Origin of the sequence: Croceibacterium segetis, assembly GCF_011320115.1 — a bacterium.
GTDB classification, from domain to species: domain Bacteria; phylum Pseudomonadota; class Alphaproteobacteria; order Sphingomonadales; family Sphingomonadaceae; genus Croceibacterium_B; species Croceibacterium_B segetis.
Map to the genome: position 1 here is coordinate 14,097 of NZ_JAANOZ010000022.1, position 19,256 is coordinate 33,352.

General features: G+C 63.1%; 19 protein-coding genes and 1 pseudogene. 10 read left to right on the forward strand and 10 right to left on the reverse strand.

Annotated elements, in window-relative coordinates; translation table 11 throughout:
* Positions 1-77: 77 nt before the first annotated feature.
* Complete coding sequence (locus tag G7B69_RS15750) at positions 78-272, reverse strand: hypothetical protein (RefSeq protein ID WP_166180989.1); 195 nt, start codon at positions 270-272, stop codon at positions 78-80.
* 208 nt (positions 273-480) lie between these two features.
* Here G7B69_RS15750 and G7B69_RS15755 point away from each other — a divergent pair, with 208 nt between their 5' ends.
* From G7B69_RS15755 to G7B69_RS15790, 7 genes are all read left to right on the forward strand, one after another.
* Positions 481-834 carry a DUF3489 domain-containing protein gene (locus G7B69_RS15755; RefSeq protein ID WP_166180991.1) on the forward strand — a complete coding sequence of 118 codons (354 nt, stop codon included), beginning with the start codon at positions 481-483 and terminating at the stop codon, positions 832-834.
* On the forward strand, positions 831-1,286 hold the full coding sequence (locus tag G7B69_RS15760; RefSeq protein ID WP_166180993.1) for a DUF2924 domain-containing protein: 456 nt from the start codon (positions 831-833) through the stop codon (positions 1,284-1,286). Before G7B69_RS15755 ends, G7B69_RS15760 begins: the two co-directional genes overlap by 4 nt.
* The gene (locus G7B69_RS15765) at positions 1,279-2,949 is read left to right on the forward strand and encodes a recombinase family protein (RefSeq protein WP_166180995.1); all 1,671 of its coding nucleotides are present in this window, start codon (positions 1,279-1,281) and stop codon (positions 2,947-2,949) included. Before G7B69_RS15760 ends, G7B69_RS15765 begins: the two co-directional genes overlap by 8 nt.
* 386 nt (positions 2,950-3,335) lie before the next feature.
* Positions 3,336-3,497: an Arm DNA-binding domain-containing protein gene (locus G7B69_RS15770; protein WP_166180996.1), complete on the forward strand. Its 162-nt coding sequence runs from the start codon at positions 3,336-3,338 to the stop codon at positions 3,495-3,497.
* A 70-nt stretch (positions 3,498-3,567) separates the two neighbouring features.
* Entirely contained in the window at positions 3,568-3,927 is a 360-nt protein-coding gene (locus G7B69_RS16885) for a restriction endonuclease (protein WP_279323179.1), read from the forward strand.
* Positions 3,928-4,078: 151 nt separating this feature from the next.
* The gene (locus G7B69_RS15780) at positions 4,079-4,258 is read left to right on the forward strand and encodes a helix-turn-helix domain-containing protein (RefSeq protein ID WP_166181000.1); all 180 of its coding nucleotides are present in this window, start codon (positions 4,079-4,081) and stop codon (positions 4,256-4,258) included.
* 244 nt (positions 4,259-4,502) lie between these two features.
* Entirely contained in the window at positions 4,503-4,886 is a 384-nt protein-coding gene (locus tag G7B69_RS15790; RefSeq protein WP_166181003.1) for a hypothetical protein, read from the forward strand.
* A gap of 214 nt (positions 4,887-5,100) precedes the next feature.
* Here G7B69_RS15790 and G7B69_RS15795 read toward each other — a convergent pair whose 3' ends face one another.
* The 5 genes from G7B69_RS15795 to G7B69_RS15815 all read right to left on the reverse strand — a co-directional run bounded on the left by G7B69_RS15795 (position 5,101) and on the right by G7B69_RS15815 (position 11,203).
* Positions 5,101-5,430: a winged helix-turn-helix transcriptional regulator gene (locus G7B69_RS15795; protein WP_166181005.1), complete on the reverse strand. Its 330-nt coding sequence runs from the start codon at positions 5,428-5,430 to the stop codon at positions 5,101-5,103.
* Positions 5,431-5,449: 19 nt separating this feature from the next.
* Entirely contained in the window at positions 5,450-8,557 is a 3,108-nt protein-coding gene (locus tag G7B69_RS15800; RefSeq protein WP_166181006.1) for an efflux RND transporter permease subunit, read from the reverse strand.
* Complete coding sequence (locus tag G7B69_RS15805) at positions 8,554-9,636, reverse strand: efflux RND transporter periplasmic adaptor subunit (protein WP_207786050.1); 1,083 nt, start codon at positions 9,634-9,636, stop codon at positions 8,554-8,556. The genes G7B69_RS15800 and G7B69_RS15805 overlap by 4 nt, the downstream gene beginning before the upstream one ends.
* Before the next feature lie 33 nt (positions 9,637-9,669).
* Positions 9,670-10,440 (reverse strand): SDR family oxidoreductase, encoded by a 771-nt coding sequence (locus G7B69_RS15810; RefSeq protein ID WP_166181008.1) that lies wholly within the window; start codon positions 10,438-10,440, stop codon positions 9,670-9,672.
* 79 nt (positions 10,441-10,519) lie between these two features.
* Positions 10,520-11,203, reverse strand: coding sequence for a TetR/AcrR family transcriptional regulator (locus G7B69_RS15815; protein WP_243415221.1), 684 nt, complete (start codon positions 11,201-11,203; stop codon positions 10,520-10,522).
* 24 nt (positions 11,204-11,227) lie between these two features.
* On the opposite strand from G7B69_RS15815, the gene G7B69_RS15820 reads away from it, so the two are divergent.
* Positions 11,228-12,676: an efflux transporter outer membrane subunit gene (locus tag G7B69_RS15820; RefSeq protein ID WP_166181010.1), complete on the forward strand. Its 1,449-nt coding sequence runs from the start codon at positions 11,228-11,230 to the stop codon at positions 12,674-12,676.
* 321 nt (positions 12,677-12,997) lie between these two features.
* On the opposite strand, the gene abc-f is transcribed toward G7B69_RS15820, so the two are convergent.
* The 3 genes and pseudogenes from abc-f to G7B69_RS16895 form a co-directional block, all read right to left on the reverse strand.
* Entirely contained in the window at positions 12,998-14,863 is a 1,866-nt protein-coding gene (abc-f, locus tag G7B69_RS15830) for a ribosomal protection-like ABC-F family protein (RefSeq protein ID WP_166181013.1), read from the reverse strand.
* A gap of 253 nt (positions 14,864-15,116) precedes the next feature.
* Entirely contained in the window at positions 15,117-15,842 is a 726-nt protein-coding gene (locus G7B69_RS15835; protein ID WP_243415224.1) for a hypothetical protein, read from the reverse strand.
* A 174-nt stretch (positions 15,843-16,016) separates the two neighbouring features.
* A pseudogene (locus G7B69_RS16895) lies at positions 16,017-16,145 on the reverse strand (LuxR C-terminal-related transcriptional regulator); the annotation flags it as partial.
* A gap of 505 nt (positions 16,146-16,650) precedes the next feature.
* Between G7B69_RS16895 and G7B69_RS15840 the strand changes: the two are divergent.
* Both G7B69_RS15840 and G7B69_RS15845 read left to right on the forward strand, forming a co-directional pair.
* Complete coding sequence (locus tag G7B69_RS15840) at positions 16,651-17,007, forward strand: nuclear transport factor 2 family protein (protein ID WP_166181016.1); 357 nt, start codon at positions 16,651-16,653, stop codon at positions 17,005-17,007.
* Between the two features lie 140 nt (positions 17,008-17,147).
* The gene (locus G7B69_RS15845; RefSeq protein WP_166181018.1) at positions 17,148-17,930 is read left to right on the forward strand and encodes a CPBP family intramembrane glutamic endopeptidase; all 783 of its coding nucleotides are present in this window, start codon (positions 17,148-17,150) and stop codon (positions 17,928-17,930) included.
* 702 nt (positions 17,931-18,632) lie between these two features.
* Here G7B69_RS15845 and G7B69_RS17100 read toward each other — a convergent pair.
* Positions 18,633-18,866: a LuxR C-terminal-related transcriptional regulator gene (locus G7B69_RS17100; protein WP_166181020.1), complete on the reverse strand. Its 234-nt coding sequence runs from the start codon at positions 18,864-18,866 to the stop codon at positions 18,633-18,635.
* Positions 18,867-19,256 lie beyond the last annotated feature (390 nt).

The window sequence follows — 19,256 nt, forward strand, 5'->3', positions numbered from 1 at the left end:
AATGGTGGCGCTGCCAATGTCAGCTTTCGGTCAGCTGGCCGAGTTCAGCTAACGACCAAAAATGGCGCAATGCCGCCTTATCGAACCAAGACTTGAACGGCTTCGGCTAGCCTATGGATGATCTCAACTGAGCTCGTCAGCTTCACGACCGCCTGAGACCGTTCGTGGCCTTTCAAGCTGCCTATCGTGAGCGCGACCACGCTCGCGTCTTCCATGATCGCGCCAATGCGCGTGCCGAGAAGGGCTATCAGTTCATCGACGTCGTCGTCCACGTCGGACAGCACACCGCGCTGCGCCGCACAAGTCCATAACCAGCTTTGCGGTCTGCCTCTTCATTCCATTCGACTTCCTTGTCGAACCGAGCATTGGTGCGTTTGTGAATGACGCCGGTTCGAGCCGGCGCCTGCCCTGACTGGTCTCGACCGGCAGGGCTTCGGGTGGTGGAGCAGCAATGAGCTGCTCCGTTGAAGGAGACCACTCATGGCAGGCAAGCCAACCCGCCGGTTTGCACGAACTCGCGCGAACACCGATAAATCAACCGAAGCAAATGTCGTCGCGGCGAAGAGCGACGCTCCAGCCATTCCGAAGGCGCATACCAAGATCAGCAAAGTGCTGATGCTGCTAAACCGGGAAGAAGGTGCCACCGTGACGGAGATCGTGACCGCAACTGGCTGGCTTCCGCACACCACCCGCGCCGCGTTGACGGCGCTCAAGAAGAAGGGTCACACGGTAACGAGTACGAAGACCGACGGCGTACGCACCTACCGCATTCTTATGGCGCCGCGGATAGAGACTGAAGCCTCGACCGCGTCTGAGAGCACGCCCGACGCATGAGCATCGAGCAGCGCATCGTTGCCATCGCGGCGATGTCATCGGCCGAGAAGAAGGCCGAGTGGCATCGCCACACTGGCGCCTCCGCCCCGGCGGCGTTCGGCTCGGGTCTGCTCGGTCGGGCCCTCGCCAATGAAGCTCAGCTCAAGGTTTTCGGCGGCGGGCTGACCAAGGCCGAGCTGCGACGGTTGGCCCAGTGCAATCGTAAGGACGAGAACGTGCGCGATGGGGCGGCGACCGGTGCTGTCAAACCGGGTACCTGGCTGTCGCGAACCTGGCATGGAGACACTCACAACGTCGTCGTGCTCGACAGAGGTTATGAGTACCGTGGCGCGCGGTATCGCTCGCTATCGGAAATTGCCCGGCTCATTACTGGTGCGCAGTGGTCAGGCCCGCGCTTCTTCGGGCTGCACAGCCCACGGCTCGGAACGTTGAAGGTCAGCAGCGATGGCTAGCGGAACTGCGAAGCACCCGCGCTGTGCCATCTACACGCGAAAGAGCACCGAGGAAGGGCTCGAGCAAGCGTTCAACAGCCTTGATGCCCAGCGCGAGGCATGCGCTGCCTACATCCTCTCGCAGCGTCACGAGGGCTGGACGCTGCATCCCGACCTCTACGATGATGGCGGGTTCACTGGCGGCAACATGGAACGTCCTGGGTTGCGGCGCCTGCTCAGCGATGTGCGAACGGGCCGGGTCGATGTCGTTGTTGTCTACAAGGTTGATCGGCTGACCCGCAGCCTCGCCGACTTCGCCAAGATTGTTGAGATACTCGACAATGCCGGCGCGTCGTTCGTCAGCGTCACTCAGGCGTTCAATACCACCAACTCGATGGGCCGGTTGACGCTTAATGTCTTGCTCTCGTTCGCGCAGTTCGAGCGCGAGGTCATCTCCGAGCGCATCCGCGACAAGATCGCGGCGTCCAAAGCTCGGGGCATGTGGATGGGCGGGCCGGTTCCGCTCGGTTACCGGGTCGAAGAGCGCAAGCTCGTAGTTGTACCGGAAGAAGCTGAGCGGGTCCGTCACGTCATGCGGCGCTATCTTGAGTCGGCAAACGTGTTCGACCTGCTCGACAAGCTTCGGCTGGAGGGCGTGGTCAGCAAGGTGGCGAAGGGCAGAAATGGAACTATTCGCGGCGGCGTCTCATTCACGCGCGGCGCGGTGTACCACCTGCTGGCGAACCCAGTTTACATCGGGCTGACTAGACACCGCCAGAAGACCTACCCCGGTCAGCACGATGCCATCGTCGAGGCCGAACTTTTCGATGCGGTGCAGGCCCGCCTTGCCGAACGGACCAATCCCCGCACGTCGCCCCGCGCCAAGCGCTGCGTCAGTCTGCTGGCCGGTCTGATCTATGATGAGAAGGGCAGGCCGATGTCGCCGTGCCACACGCGCAACCACGGCCGGCGCTACAGCTACTATGCTTCCAACAAGGCCGACGGATCGAAAGAGTCCGCTCTGCGCCTACCAGCCGGCGAGCTAGATGCTGCAGTCCGCAACGCGCTCACCTCACTGCTCGCCAACTCCGGAACCTTGCGGTCGCATCTCCCCGAGATCGAGGCATCGGACTATTTCGCACTTGCTGACCATTGCAACGATCTCGCCGAGCGCCTTCGCGCGATGACCATCTCCGAAGTGCGTAACCTGTTTTCGCAGCTCAGGCTGGAAGCTGTGGTCAGTCGGCACGAGGTCGCTGCAACCATCAGTTCGCAGGCGCTCCTCGCTCTGGCCGACCTCGAGCATCACGCTGATGCTCGTGTCTCTCTCGCTGTCCCTACGATCGCCGCAACCTTCGGTCATGAGCAGCGCCTGCGACTGGACGCCCCAACTTCGGGTGCGATGCCAAGAGATGCGCGTCTGGTCGAATTGGTCGCCCGTGGATTCGCGAGTCGGGACCAGCTCCTGGCGATGGACGGCCAGGAGCTCGCAGCAATGCGGCTCACCCAGTACCGCCACCTCGAACGCACCGCACGTCTCGCCTACCTCGCTCCTGACATCATTCGCGCAATCCTCGACGGGCGTCAGCCAAAGTCGCTCAGCGCCCGCATGCTGGCGCGGCTCGGTTCGTTGCCGATGAGCTGGTCCGAGCAGCGCGTGATGCTAGGGTTCGAGGGCGCCTGATCCCAAATCGCTTTGTAGGGCGGAATTTCGAACGCGGAGAATCGCTGTTCTTTGCCGCGTGATTGGCGGCAACCGACCGTCTCGCGACCTACAAATGTGCGCATTACCCCCAGCAAGGCCGCGGAAATACGCGGCTTTTACGTGGTAATATCGGCTGTCCTACGAAGTGCGAAATTTCGTACGACTGCGTGGTGAATCCTGCTGGATTCGAACCAGCGACCTACTGATTAAAAGTCTCTCATCCCGCACATTGCTCGACTTCGGCGCACTTCGCTAGTGCACGTTATCTCTCTGTAGAACTGCGATATTATCTGCGCAATCCACCCCTCAACGATTCACATTTTCGCTCTCTTCTGCTACCTAGCTGCTACCTGAAAGGAGCGGGAATGAAGCAGAGACTGACCGTACGTTCGCTGAAGGACGCCCAGCCCGGTGACCGAGACTCAGTGCTCTGGGATGCCGACCTGAAGGGCTTCGGCTGCAAGATTACACCCGCCGGGCGCAAGACCTTCTTCTACTACTACAGGACGAAGTCAGGCCAGCTATGAGAAGACGGGCCAAACTTACGAAGTTTCGATCTTCGAAACCGACCGGTACGAGATCCCGCTCAACGACGCCCTGGAGACGACCAAAAACGTCTACAATTACGTCGACGTCGATTCGAAGAATGAGCGCAGCTTCGCAAAGGAACTGGAGGCAGCCGAGGAGGTCATCGTCTACGCCAAGCTCCCTCGCGGCTTCACCATTCCGACGCCAGGCGGCAGCTACAACCCGGATTGGGCAATCGCCCTCGAGGCCAATGGGCATCGTCAAATCTGCTTCGTGGCTGAGACCAAGGCCGACACCTCAGAGGAGCAACTTCGACTTGCCGAGCTCCAGAGCATCGACAGCGCCGAGTGCTACTTCCGCGACGTCTCTCCCGAGGTGATCTTCAAGAAGATCGAGAGCTTCGACCAGCTGATGGAGGCCATCTCCTAAGGTGCGCGCAGGCCCCGTGTCGCTTTCGGCCACCTGTAAGCGCCCGTTGGGGCGATTAGCTGGTTGAGGCTGGTTGAAGCGATCTGAATAGCGAAGCAGTATTGGTGCGCGCATCTCCTCGTGCATGTGAAAGCAATACGAGGAAATTGAAATGTACCTCAATGAAGTAGCAGCTGCCGACTTGCTCGGTGTTTCCCCCAAGACCCTGAGCCGCTGGCGGTGGGCAGGCAAGGGGCCCGACTATTACAAGTTCGGCGGAGCGGTCCGCTACAAGACTGACGATCTAGAGGCTTTCGCTGAAGACTCTCGTCAGGAGGTGGCGAGCGCATGAGCACCGCCCAAACTGCCATTTCATATCTGGAACGAGGGTGGCCGCTGGTACTTCTCCGCCGCAACCAGAAAGTCCCCCTGCAATCCGGCTGGAAGGACAATCCAATAGCCAACCGGCCGCAACTCGAAGCCAGCATGGAATCTGCTCCGACTGGTCCAAACCTTGGCGGTCGCGAATAACACCGACAGGTCCGGGGCGGTCTCTCACCTTTGCCGCCTGACGGACCCCCGAACGCGGGGCAAGCGTGACAGTCGGAGAGACGACACCCATTCTCCAGGAGAAGCTGAAAATGATGAACAAGGCGCTGTCCGCCAACGAAGCCACCGTTACCCTCACCGAGGCGAACCTTGACCACGATCACCTCTACATCACCCAAGCTAGGCACCTCCTTCCGCCGGACGTTTACGGCGGAGATCGGAAATCCGACCCCTCATCGCGTCTTCTCACGATCACCTTCGAGCCAGGGCAGACCGTCCAAACCGATGTACCGAACGGGCGTAACTTCTTCCGCGAACGTTCCGCAGTGGCCGATTTTTTCCAGCGGACAGGCGCCGCGCCGGGAGACGAGGTTCGCATTGTACGGACTGGGCCGTACAAGCTTCGCATTTCCCCGGTAAGCTGCACGTGACTGAGAAAACACGGTCCCATCCGCCGACAGGACCTGATGATCAATGGGGAGCACCAAAACCTTACGGCAAACTGAGTTGATCTACCGCGACCGCTTTGCGCCAATCTCGGCCATTGCGGTGTTTGCCGTGTTGCCCTGAAAGCCGCCGTTTGTTCAGATTGGCGCCGATGGCCGCCTTGTTGACCGGGAGCGCAGACCGCGGGGGAAACCGGATTCAGTCCTCGCGAAGCCCCTGGCAGCCATGCTCGCGCGCGATCGATTGCCACTTCTCGATCGCCTCTAAGGCCGGCCCTAACTCCGCGCCAAGCGACGTCAGGGCGTAGACCTGGCTCGCGGCGGGCGGCGGCAGGAAGTGCCGCTCGACCAGCCCGGCGCTCTCCAACGCGCGAATCCGCTCTGTAAGCACATTGGAGCTGATGCGCGGGAGCGCCGACTTCAGGTCCGAAAAGCGGTGTTCTCCGTTCTTGAGGCGAAGCAGTATACGCAAGATCCAGCGACCTTCGATGGTCTCGAGCGGATCGCCAGTGATGAGGGGCCGGGGCACCGAGCCTTCGCCTTCCGGCTTACGCCGCCTGGGCTTGCGCTGGCGCCGGACCCGGCCCTTCGGGGCCGATCCGGTGCCACAGCGCGTAGAGCGCCGGCAGGAACACGAGAGTGAGTACCGTGCCGACCAGCGTGCCGCCGATCAACGTGAATGCCATCGCTCCCCAGAAAACCGACTCCGTCAACGGGACGAAGGCCAGCACCGCGGCCAGCGCGGTCAGGATCACCGGTCTGGACCGCTGCACGGTGGCTTCCACCAGCGCATCGAGCGGGCCGAGGCCGCGCTGCCGGTTTTCCTGAATCTGGCCGATCAGGATCAGCGTGTTACGCATCAGGATGCCCGAAAGCGCGATCAGGCCCAGGATCGCGTTGAAGCCGAAAGGCTGGCCGAACAGCAGCAGGATCGGCACCACCCCGATCAATCCCAGCGGCGCCGTCAGCAGCACGATCGCCATCGCCGAGAAGCTGCGGACCTGCAGGATGATGACGATCATCATCAGCAGAAACATGATCGGGAAGATAGGCAACAGGGCGGCATTGGCCTTGCCGGCTTCTTCGATCGAGCCAGCCATATCGATGTGATAGCCCGCGGGAAGGCTGGCGATCACCGGCCGCAGCTTCACGAACATTGCGTTCGAGACATCCGGCGGCCGCAAACCGTCGGCGATATCGCCGCGGACGGTGATCGTCGGCACGCGGTCCCGGCGAAGCAGCACCGGATCTTCCATTCGCACTTCGACCTTGCCGACCTGGGTAAGCGGCAGGCGTTCGCCGCTCGCGCCGGTCAGGGTGAAGTCGCCGAGGCGCGCCGGGTCGAGCCGCATCGATCCGGCCGAGCGGGCCACGACGTCGACGGTCCGGATGTCTTCGCGGACCTGCGAGACCGTGACGCCGGAAAGGAAGAACTGAAGCTGTTCGCCGACGTCGGCCGAGGTCAGCCCCATCGCGCGGAGGCGCGCCTGATCGAGCACGAGATGAAGCGTCGGGACGCGTTCGCCCCAGTCGGCGTTCACCGTCCGCATCATCGGATCGGCCTGCATGATCGTCTTCACGCGCTGGGCGATGGCGCGAACCTGGTCAATGTCTGGCCCGCCGACACGGAAGGCTACGGGGTAAGGCGAAGGCGGGCCGAAGACGAGCTGCGTCACCCGCACGCGCGCCGCCGGAGCGAGACCGTCAGTCACGGCTCGCCGGATGCGCTTTTTCAACGCCGCGCGATCGGCTTCCGAGGGGGTACGCACGACTATCTTGGCGAAGGAGGGATCCGGGAGCTCGGGCGAAAGCGGCATGTAGAATCGCGGCGCGCCCTGGCCGATATAGGCGGTCACGATCTTGGCCTCGGGCTGCTTAAGCAGCCACGCCTCGACCTGTTGCGCCGCCGCGCTGGTTTGCTCGATCGCCGTGCCTCTCGGCATCTGGACCTCGACCAGGACTTCGGGGCGGTCCGACGTCGGGAAGAACTGCTTCTTGACCAGCGCCATGCCCGCACCGGCAACCAGGAACGCAGCGAGCGTCGTCAGCGCCACCAGTCGCTTGCGCTCGACAGCCCAGGCGATGAGGCTGCGCACTCGCTGGTAGCGCGGGGTCTGGTAGATCGCGTCGCGGCCGCCTTCGACGGGCTTGATCGCGGGGAGGAGCTTGACGCCGAGGTAGGGGGTGAAAACTACCGCGACCATCCACGACGCAAGCAAAGCGTAGCCGACGACCCAGAAAATGTTGCCGGCGTACTCTCCTGCGGTCGAGCGGGCGAAGCCAACCGGCATCAGGCCGATGACCGTCACCAGCGTCCCGGCGAGCATCGGCGCGGCCGTATGGCTCCAGGCGTAGGCGGACGCCTTGACGCGGTCGAAGCCTTCTTCGAGTTTCACGACCATCATCTCGATCGCGATGATCGCATCGTCGACCAGGAGACCGAGGGCGAGAACCAGCGCGCCGAGGGTGATGCGATCCAGCACTCGCCCCGTCGCCCACATGATCACCAGCACGATCGCCAAGGTAAGCGGCACCGCGGCCGCCACGACGAGGCCGACCCGCCAGCCGAGCGCGAGCAGGCTTACCGCCATCACGATCGCCAGCGCCTCGAGAAAAGTCCTCATGAATTGGTCAACGGCCTGGCTGATGTTCACCGACTGATCGGTCACCGCCGTGAATGTCATGCCGAGCGGGAGCTCCGAGGAAATCGCCGTTACTTCCGCCTGCAGCGACTTGCCGAGGACGAGCCCGTTCCACCCCTCGCGCATGATGACGCCGAGGACGATCGTCGGCTGACCGTGATTGCGGACCAGGAAGGTGGCTGGATCTTCATACCCGCGGCGGACGGTGGCGATGTCGGCGAGGCGCAAGGTCCTACCGTTCGCGACGATCGGCAGATCCCGGATCGTCTGCAGATCGTCGAACGCGCCGTCGAGCCTGACCTGGACCTGCGGCCCGTTCGCTTCGATCGAACCGGCCGGCGTGACCAGATTCTGCTGCGCCAGAGCGGAGAATATCACCCGCGGCGAGATGCCCAGCGTCGCCAGGCGGTCCTGCGCGAACTCGACGAACACGCGCTCGGGCCGTTCGCCGATAATGTTGACCTTCTTGACACCCGGCACATGAAGCAACCGCTGGCGCAGCGTCTCCGCCTCGCGCGTCAGCTGCCGCAGGGGTTCGCCCGTTGCCTTCAGGGCATAAAGCGCGAAGGTCACGTCGCCATACTCGTCGTTGACGAGCGGACCGACAACGCCGCGCGGCAGCTTCGCAGCCTCGTCCTGCATCTTCTTGCGCGCCTGGTAGAATTGGTCCGGCACCTCGGACGGGGGCGCCTGGTCGCGTAGCACCAGAGTCGTGAAGGCCAGGCCGGGCCGCGTGAATGTCTCGGTGCGGTCGTACCACCGCAGTTCCTGAAGACGCTTTTCGAGCGGCTCGGCCACCTGATCCTGCATTTCCTGTGCGGTGGCGCCGTGCCAGGCGGTGAGTACGGTCATCTGCTTGACGGTGAAGGACGGGTCTTCGGCCCGGCCAAGGTTGAGGTAGGCCACAATGCCGGCCAGGCTGATGGCGATGATGAAGAACAGCGTCACCGACCGTTCGCGAACAGCGAGGGCGGAGAGGTTGAACTTTCCCTCGCGCTCGGGCGCGGCGGTCACCGGACCGCTCCTGCATCGATCCGGACCGTTTCGCCCTGATGGAGCAGGTGCGCCCCGAGGGCGACGATACGCTCGCCGGGCCGCAGTCCCGCGGCAATCTGCGCGCTTTCCTCCCCGACGGAGGCAAGCCGTACGGCCCGCCAGCTCACCTTGGGATTGCCCCGGCCGTCGACGACCCAGACGCCCGGGCCGTGTCCGCGGTCGTAGACTGCGCCGAGCGGCACCGAAAGGGCCGCGGGTCGGCCCGGGATGTCGAGTGCGACGACCACAGTCGAACCCAGCGGCGCGGCTGCGGCCGTTCCTCCAAGAACGAAGCGGGCCTCGAAGGTGCGCGTTGCCGGATCGGCGGCGTCGCTCAGCTGGCGCAAGCGAGCCTCGCCTGCGAGGCCGCTATAGGTCCGCGCCCGGGACAGCGCGCCCAGGGGTGGGCGCACCGGCTCGGGCAACGAAACGATCGCCTCGCGCGGACCGGAGTGGGCCAGCCGGACGACCGTCTGCCCGGCGGCGACGACTTGCCCCGGTTCGGCGAGCGTTTCGACGACGGTTCCGTCGGCATCGGCGACAAGGACGGTATAGCCGGCGTCGTTGCGGCTGACCCGCGCTTGGGCTTCCGCCGCGGTAAGGTCGGCCCGGGCGGCAAGGGCGGCCGCCTTGGCCTGGTCGTAGGCGGAAGCCGAGACCGCGCCCGCCGCGACGAGATCGCGGTAACGCCGCTCGTCATTGCCCGTCTGGGTTGCCCGGGCACGCGCGGCGGCAACCGTCGCCGTCGCTGCCTGCGTAGCGAGCGAGTAGTCCGTGGGATCGATGCGCATCAGCGGTTGCCCACGGCGCACCGTCTGGCCGGCGTCGACGAGCCGGGCGACGACCTTGCCGGCCACGCGAAAACCGAGATCGCTCTGCACCCGCGCGCCGACGACGCCGGTGAATTCGCGATTTCCCGCTTCGGCGGCGCCGGTCTGCGCGGTCCGCACCAGCGGCGGCATGGTCCGGGGATCGGCATCCGCCTGCCCGCAACTCGAAAGCAGGCTCGCTAGCAGGGCGAGAGGCCCTGCGCTCCGCGCGAAGGTTAGTGTCGACACGCAAGTCTCTCCTGATGGGTGTGGCCGGGGACGTCAGGCTGCCGCGGCCGGCACGAGCGTCTTCGAGGCATTCCACAACTGTCGGTTGATGAAGCCGGGTGCGAGGCGGCGCATGAAGGCCAGCAGGTTCGATTGCCCGGGGCGAATCTCCTGCTTTCCCGCCCGCAGCGCGGCGAAGGTCCGGTCCACCAGTTCCTCGGTGGTGATCGTCTTGATTCCGGCTTGCGCGAACTCGCTGGTCATTTCGGTTCGCACCGCCGGCGGCATCAGGTCGATGACTTCGACGCCGGACCCTTCGAGTTGGAAGCGAAGCGACTGGGTATAGGAATGCACGGCCGCCTTGCTGGCGCTGTAGACCGGCATCGCCGGGACCGGGACGAAAGCGAGCGCCGACGAAACGTTGATCACCGTCCCGCGATTGGCGGTGAGAATGTCGATCAGGGCCGAAGTCGTGCGGATCACGCCGCCGACGTTGATCTCCATCTGGTCCATCAGGGCGGCTAGGTCGCCGGCGGGCTCGGTCAGGTTCTCGGCAACGCCGACACCGGCATTGTTCATGAGCACGTCGAGCTTGGGAAAGTCGCGCTTCAGCCGCGCGGCTAGGGCGGCGATCTGCGCCGGATCTGCGCTGTCGCTCTGGATCGTGTGCAACTTCGGGTGCCGGATTTTTACGGCGTCCAGCGCTGCCTGGCGGCGGCCGGTGACGATCACCTCGTTGCCGAGTTCGAGAAATTTGCGGGCGAATGCGAGCCCGATGCCGGCGGACCCGCCGGTGACGAGAATGGTGCGGCCGGTGAGTCTCATAAAGCTTCCTCCAGGTGAGTCGGAAGCTGTAATGACGACGAGTGACGAAAATGTCAACTAGTCACAAACAACCGGATGGTCAGGGTGCGAGACTGCGCAGTATCAGGCTGGTGACTTCCGCCTGGGCATCGGACGGGAGATCGAGGCTGCGTTGCAGGAACACCGGATCGATGAACGGAAGGAGGGCATAGAATATCGAGCGGCAAGTCTCGTCGAGCGCCGTCTTGCGTTCGAACTCGCCGCTCTCGCGACCTTCCTTCAGGATGGAGCTGAGCAATTGGTTCAGGCGCTCGGTATAAGCTTGCGCGGGCGCCCAGTTCTCCGACGACGCATGAAGGGCGATCTCGTACAGCCTGGGAGTCGCGGAGGACAGCTCGGCCCGCGCGGCAGCTGCGGTTTTCGCGAATCTCCGCAGCTTGTCGGTCGCGCTTCCTCCTTGCTCGACCGCTTCGCGGACCTGATCGAACATCCCGTCCACGCAGCTGGCGCAGATGGCCTCGCCGATGGCCTGCTTCGACTCGAAGAAGCGATAGATGTAGGCCTTGGAGAAGCCGATCTGGCGCGCCAGGTCGGAGACGGTCGTCTTCGTGTAGCCATAGTGGGCGAAGTACTCGTGAGCGGCCTCGACGATCTGATCGCGAACAGAATGTTCCGCTGGACCGCGGATGGAGGTGGCCTTGCCGGTTGCCTGCGTCTTCATGGTCGGACCCTTAGCGCAAAAACTCGCGATTGACAAATAGTGACTAATGTGGTCATCCGTCACATAATTCCACCGCGGGATCCTATCATGCAACCTTCACGTTCGACCCTGACGATATCGGCCATAGCAGCGCTCCTGACAGGCTGTGCGGCTGCACCAACCTACGTCCGGCCCGCAATGACGGCTCCGCCCACCTTCGTCGGTGGGACGGCCGTAGACGCACGCGCCGGATCGGAAGCCAAAGTCGACTTGGTGACCTGGTGGCGATCGTTCGACGATCCGCTGCTTGCCAGCCTGGTGGAACGGGCGCTGGCACAGAATCTCGATCTGCAGCAAGCCAGCGCCCGAGTTGCGCAGGCGCGCGCGGCCCTGCGTCACGCCAACGCAGACCTGCTTCCTTCGGGGCAAGTCAGCGGTCAGGCGAGCGAGGCTTACCAGTCGCTCGAGACGCCGCAGGGCCGAATCGCCAGCGCCCTGCCGGGCTTCGAGAGAGAGGCGCAAGGCTACGAGCTAAATCTCGGCGCGAGCTGGGAGCTCGACTTGTTCGGGGGTAAGGACGCGGCTCGCGATGCCGCGCGGGCCAATTGGCAGGCTTCGGCGGCGGCGGCCACCGCCGCACGGCTGACGGTCGCGGCACAGACGGCCGACACGTACATTGCCATTCGCAGCCTGCAGGCGCGGCTCGACGTGGCGCGCGGCCAACAACAGATCCAGCAACAGCTGGTCGACCTGATCGAGCTGCGCTATCGCAAAGGGGTGACCGCCGAGCTGCAGTTGCAGCAAGCGCAAGGTGCGCTCGCGCGAGTGAGCGCCTCGGTGCCCGAGCTGCAGCAGAACCTCGATAAGGCGATGAACGCCCTCGACATCCTCCTCGGCCTCCAGCCCGGCACGACCCGGCCGGAACTCGCCGCTGCCGCGCCCATTCCGGCTGCGCCGGCCGTTTCGAGCGCGGGAGGCCCCGCCGCCTTGCTGCGCAGACGGCCGGATATCATCGCCGCCGAACGCACGCTCGCCGCCTCGAACGCGAGGATCGGCGTCGCCATGGCCGAGTATTATCCCAAGTTCTCGCTCGGTGGGCTCCTCGGCACGGCAACGATGGGGCTCGGCGGCCTGTTCGGCGGCAACGCGACGCAGGCCGGCGGGATCCTCGGCCTGCGTTGGCGGCTGTTCGACTTCGGCCGGATCGACGCCGAGATCGCCGCGGCCAAAGGCCGCAATACCGAAGCCCTGGCAGCCTATCGCCTGACGGTCCTGCGGGCCTCCGAAGACGTGGAGAATGCCTTCTCAGCTCTGATCAACCAGCAGCAGCGCGCGCAGATCCTGGTCCAGGGGCATACATCCTGGACCAAAGCCCGCGCATCCGCGTTTGCCGGCTACAAGGGCGGGGTTTCGACGCTGCTGGACGTGCTCGACGCAGACCAGCATCTGCTCGAAAACCGCGACGCCGAAATCCAGGCCAAGGCGGCCGCCGCTCGCGCAGCGGTCGCTTCGTTCCGGGCTCTTGGCGGCGGCTGGGAGGCACCATCACAGGCGTGACTTCCGAAACTGCTGGCCAGATGCAAACGCCTGTGACGGCTGCTCTCGAGAAGCTGTAACCAATAGAGGACAGACCGCTTCCGGCCATCAACGGTCGTGTCTGAATCAATCTAGCTCGTAGCCGGGCCGTCGCTGACCCAGATTTGAAGGTCGCGGTACCCGCTTTCCTTTAGTGCGGCTGGTCAGGTGGAACTGCCAACATCGGTCGCAGCGATAATGCCGCAGCGAGCCGGGGATGTCGCGAGCGGCTTCGATCGCCGCTGCTTCGGTGCGGTATCTTACCTTCGTCGAGCAGATGCTGAGCCTGGTGCGCATGGACTGCTAAGCTACCTGCTGTTCAAGGCTTTCGCTTGCGTCGAGCCACTGGCGTTCGGCGGCTTCGAGTTCCTGCACCATGACTGCCCTGCGGCGCGCGAGTTCGCCTGCCGTCAAGCGGGTCAAATCAGCAGTAGCCGAAGCGGGATCGGCCAGCGCCTGCTCGATTGAGGTAATCTGGCCCTGCAATCGAGCGATCAGCTTCTCCGCGTCGAGGATGGCGCTGCGAGCCTTTCGGGCCTCCTCGCGCGAATGGGCATCCACACGGCGATCCTTCTTCTTCGGGTTCGACCCCCGGTTCTCTTTGGGCTGGTTCCGGCCGAGCACGAAGTCGATGTAATCCTCAATGCTTCCTACATAGTCGACGGCGGTACCATCGTCGACCAGCACCAACTTGTCCGCAGTCAGCTCGATCATGTGGCGATCGTGGCTGATCAGGATGACTGCACCTTCGAACTCGTTGAGTGCCTGGATCAACGCTTCGCGGGAATCGACGTCGAGGTGGTTGGTCGGCTCGTCGAGGATTAGCAGGTGTGGCGCCTCGCGGGTGATCAGAGCGAGCGCGAGCCGTGCGCGCTCTCCGCCGGACAGTTGAACCACCTTGGTCGTCGAGCGGTTGCCTGAAAAGCCGAACCGGCCGAGCTGGCTCCTGACCGCAAACGGCGTCATGCCTTTCATCGCTCGGGTCATGAGCTCGAGCGGCGTGTCGTGCGAGGCGAGTTCTTCGACCTGGTACTGCGTGAAGTAGCCCACTCGCATTCGGCCCGACGCCTGCATCTCCCCTTCGACAGGGATGAGCTGCGCGGCAAGCAGTCGGGCAAGCGTGGTCTTGCCATTGCCATTGCGGCCGAGCAGCGCGATCCGGTCGCCGGGGTCGATGCGCAAGTTGAGCCGGCGAAGAATCGGCTCGCCACCATAGCCGACCGCAGCAAGGTCGAGCGTTATCAGCGGCGGCCGCATCTCCTCCGGGTTTGGGAAATCGAAGCTGAGGCTCGGGTCTTCCATCAGGGCGGCAATCGGCTGCATCTTGGCCAGCATCTTGGCGCGCGACTGGGCCTGCTTGGCCGTGGAGGCGCGGGCGCTGTTGCGCGCGACATAATCCTGCAGCCGCGCCCGCTGGGCATCCTGCGACGCCTTGGCCGCGGCAAGTTGCGCGGCGCGCTGCGCACGCTGCGTCTCGAATGCGTCGTATCCGCCCGGATAGAGCGTGAGCTTGCCGCCTTGCAGGTGAAGGATGGTGTCGACCACGTTGTTGAGCAGGTCGCGCTCGTGGCTGATCAGGATCAGGGTGCCTGGATAGGCCTTGAGGAAGTTCTCGAGCCACAGCGTCGATTCAAGATCAAGGTGGTTCGATGGCTCGTCGAGTAAAAGGATGTCGGGCGCAGAGAACAGCAGCGCGGCCAGTGCTACGCGCATCTTCCAGCCTCCCGAGAAGCTGTCGAGCGGTTGCGCCAGCATGGCTTCGTCGAAGCCGAGCCCAGTGAGGATGATCGCGGCGCGCGAAGGGGCCGTATAGGCATCAATAGCCAACAGTCGCTCGTGAATGTCGCCAAGCCTGTCGGGATCGGTGCAATGATTGGCTTCGTCGAGCAGCCTGGTCCGCTCGACATCCGCCGACAGCACAGCATCAAAAGGGCTGATCGCGCCGCTGGGCGCTTCTTGCGCGATGTAGCCAAGCCGCGTGCGGCGCGGCCTCTCTATCGATCCCTCGTCCGGCTCGAGCTGGCCGACGAGGACCTTCATCAGCGTCGACTTGCCGGCCCCGTTACGGCCGATCAGTCCGACCCGCCCGCCGGGTGGGATCGCAGCCGAGGCGCGGTCGAGGATCGTGCGGCCGCCAAGCCGCACGGTGATGGTGTTGATCATAATCATTGCGGCGCGCCCCTAGCAGCGCATCGCAGCAATCCCAACTAATGGATCCTAGCACCCCCCCTCTGCCCGTTGGTGATCAGGGTGGGGGCTGCTCTTTTACAAGTTCGTCCTAAACCGGACGGTCTGCTAACGGCCATTCCAAGCCATTCAAGCGTGCTGCGACGGAATGTCCGCTTAGGGTCGTTTCCAGACCGACCGCTAACGGTGGAACACGGACGTTTTTTGTTCCGTCGTTAGAAGAGCTCCCCCGTCGTCAGCGCCCAGGCGGCGCGATCGGTTGGAACATCCCGCCGGTGATCCTGCCGTCGGCGTCAAGCGCGGCCGACATGATCACGCCGCCGTTAGCGAACACGAGGTCGAAGGCGTCGTCGCCCATCTCGCCTCGCCCGAGGAAAGTCATCGACTTCAGCTGGCCCATCGAGCTGAACAGCGGACGTGTCCTAGGCAGGTCCTGGCGGACCACTTGGGCGAACTGCGGAGAGAGCTTGCCATAGTCGGGCGAGCCGCTCGCCACCCCCGCGACAAACCCACGCAACGCAGCTTCGGTGCCGGGGGCTGGCGCCGAGCCGCTCAACGGTCGGAGAATGCCGCCGGCCATCCTGCCGTCGCTGTCGAGCCCGGCCGACATGATCGCCGAACCGTTGGCAAACACCAAGTGGTAGGCGTCGCCGCCCATCCCGTCGCGCCCGAGGAAAGTCACCGACTTCAGCTCGCCCATCGAGCTGAACATGGGATGCGTCACGGGCAGGTCCCGGCGGACGATCGGGGCAAACTGCGGAGAGAGCTTGTCGTAGTCGGGCGAGCCGCTCGCCAGCCCGGCGACAAGCGTTCGCAAGACAGCCTCGGTGCCGGGGGTCGGCACTGCGCCGGGGGTGAGTGCCGGTTGTCCAGCCGGCGCCACCTGTTGGTTATTGGCCGCTTGCGAGAAGCCTGCGGGCTGCAAAAGAAAGGCGAGCACAGTAGCTCCAAGCATAATCATGATGGGCACTCCCAGCACTGTTAGACGAGTGACGCCTGAGTGTAGCGGGAGAGGATCAGCAACAAGGTCCGGCGATTGGGGTACCGCTTGGCCGTACCCTTCGGCCTCACCGAGCATCCGGGCGGCTTCCAAGGACGAAGTCGCGCCAAGCTTGGTGCGCGCCATCTTGAGTCGCTTCTCGATTGCATGGTGCGAAACGCCGAGATCTGCGGCGATTTCCTTGGCAGACCTGTGCTGTAGCCATTGCCGCAGGCAAACCTTCTCGCGCTCAGTCAATCTCGAGAGTGACTCGCCGTCGTCCATTGAAGAAGGGATAAAGACTGTCGCCGTTCGTAGATAGTACGGTCCGCCAGTAAAACGGACTAGAAAGGGTCGATCGCGTGTCTGCTTTCCCACTCATAACGGCGGCTCAGCGGCCGCTCGCGGACGACCAGAAGCGGAATGTCTGCTCCATAAGCCTTTGGCTCACCGCGAACGGCCTGAATGGGTCGAAAGCAGACGTTTGGCTGGATTGCCCCGTTTGGGTCGAAAGCAGACATTTGGTGAATGTCGGGTTTGGACCGTATGCAGACCGTCCGATTTGAAGGTCCGCTTTTGCGGCGGGCACGTCTGCAATGGGTGGAAAGAGGACATTGCCCTCGCAAACTGCTAGGCTCCTTCTTCCGTTGCAGGGGATACAGATATGGCGCCCAGAGAGCTAATCTTGGGAGCTGTGCTCTTATCGTGTTCGGCCGTAGGAGCTGCGCAAGGTGGGGAAGCACAGGCTCGCCCGGCTTGCACAGGCAGCGAGGAGGAAAACCGAAACATCGTGCTGGCCTTCTACAAAGAGGCGTTAGTCGGACTGAAGCCGCGCCCAGCGTTCGAGCGCCACATGAGTGCCGGCTTCATTGAGCATAAGCCCGACGTACCGGAGGGTACCCGCGCGGCGACGGCGAGCTTCTTGGAGCAACTTATAGCGAACGCGCCCCAGCCCAAGTGGACAGTTGAGCGCACAATTGCTGAGGGCGACTTAGTGTTTTTACACGCTCGTTTCAGCCCAGCTGCCGGTGCGGCTGATTATGCAATCGCCGATGTTTTTAGACTCAGTGGCTGCAAGATTGTGGAGCACTGGGACGTCGTGGCCCCGCCACCGGAGGACCAGCGCAATCCAAACTCGCGCTTTTAGGTTTAAATGTCCGCAATTGATGTCGTGTCCTCCTCTCCACACTGACCGGCAAAACTGCCGGCCGAATGGAGCGCCGTCCACGACATCAATTGCGGACATACGCGAGTCCTGCTTTCCATGGCTGCTCGAGGGGAGCAGCTATGGCTATTGGAGCGGACTTTCGTGAGCGGGCGAACATTGCACGCATCGGGATAGCGTTCGTCCTTTTGTTTGCGGTCTATCAGATCTCCGAAGGGCTGCAGACGATCATCGCGCCGGCGAGCCCGGCGGGTCCAGCCCTTATGGTGCTCACGCTGCTGCTTGCTTGGCCTCTTGGCCGCTGGCTTGGATGGCGCGGCTACGATGCCTATGGTCTCGACCTCCAGTCACGCTCGTTTGCGATACTGGGCGCGGGCATGCTCATCGCCGCAGTGGCCTTTCTCACTTCGCGTTCACTTGGAACGGCAATGGGAATCTATAGTGCAACGAGCGCAGTTGCAGCTTCGAGCGGAGTGATCGCTTTCGCGCTCGTCTCGACCTTCATCCCATCCGTTGCCGAGGACATCCTGACGCGCGGCTTCTTGCTTCGAACCCTGCCGGTGAAACTGACTGCTGTGTCTTACGTCGTGCTCAGCGCGCTGCTCTACACCGCCAATCACGTGTGGCGCTTTGACTGGGGGATCAGCGAGCAGGTGCGTTTGTTCTGCCTTGGGTTGGCTTATGGCGCTGCTGCGTGGCGTTGGCGTAACTTGTGGGCTGCCGTTGCGCTGCACTGGGGATGGAATCTGAGCAATGTTCTCGTTGAGCAGCTGATGCCCGCTGACAACCTGTCCATCGATGCTGCTCGCTACCTGTCCGCCGCGGTGAACCTCGCGATGCTTGGCATTGTCGTTCTGCTACCACGCCCCTCAGAACTGCGAGAGACCAGCGCGCGCCTGGGTTAGTCGGATGCCGCTATTGCGCGGCGAATGCGGGCCGAACGAAGGTCCGCTTTCCACCGTTAGCCGTCGTCGAACGACGCCTAGGCGCCCCATGCCTGATGGTGAGTTCTTCGCTCGCGCAATCCGCAACGCAGAACGACAGCTTTTCCGGGAATTGCGGACATTCCGGTTTGACGGCGATCGCCTGCCGCAGAGTCGTTTTGGAATACTTACAATAACTTGACAACCTTGGCGCATTTGAGATTTTGCTGTAACAGCGGCGACCGGGGTCGCGCTTTAGCGGGCGAATTGGTATGGAAGACATTGAACCGTTGCCGGCCGACATGTGGTTTAGGCGCATCGAAGCCATTGCCAGCGGCCAACTGAACGATACCGAGAGTGCCCTACGCCACGCCTTTCACTTGCTCCAGTTGACACCTCGGGAGTTCCGCCCTCCTGAGTATGCGGCACTTGACGAAAAGGGCTATGAAGCCCTTCTCGAGGCCGGAAAACTCGAGGCTGCAGCGAGACGCTTGGTCGCAGCTCCCACATTGACTGTCACGACCTCATCCTGCGCACGCGGTGTAAAGGTGGTGATCGGATGCAGAGTGCTGAAATCGGCGGTCATCGGAGAAGGAGATTCCGTTGCCTCGGCAATACTCCAGGCATGGGCGGCGTGCTTACTGGCACTCAAATGTGAGTTCAGCACCGCCGGCGTCGGGAAAGCTATTGCATCCCAGCCAAGAGGCCGATCCTGACGGCGTCGGCCACCGTCCTGGCAGACAATTTCTCTAGTAGGGCGTCGCGGTCTGACACTACGGATTGCAATGGTAGCGATAACATAGTCGCGATGGACTTTATCGAGCGCCCTTGAACAAGTGCGCATAGAATTTGCCTTTCCACGACAGTAAGATCAGCAATTAGACTTAGTGACACTCGCCGTTGGCTATCGAGCGACATGGGAGCAGGGCCTCCAGTTCATTAGGTATCCTTCTCCAGCAAGCGAAGTGCCCGTGAATGCTGTGAGGCAATAACGACAGCTGGTCTGACGCACAATTGAATTGCGCTACGGAGCAGTGGGCAATGAGGCCGATAGGCGGCTCGCCTTCTCGGACCATGCGCTGCTGCCCCTTTCACGTCTCCTAATTGATGCTCCAGCGCCGAGCAGTCGACCAGGAAGGCGAGATCCTCGAGAGCTACGTTACCAGGACGCGCGACGGCTCTGTCAGAGCAAATGCACCACCTGGTAAGGAACTAAGGGCACGGCAGGACCATGCCTCGTCCGAAGAAGCCTCATAGCCCGTTCCGCTATTTCAACTCCTCGCCGGAGGTGATCCGGCTGGTGGTGAT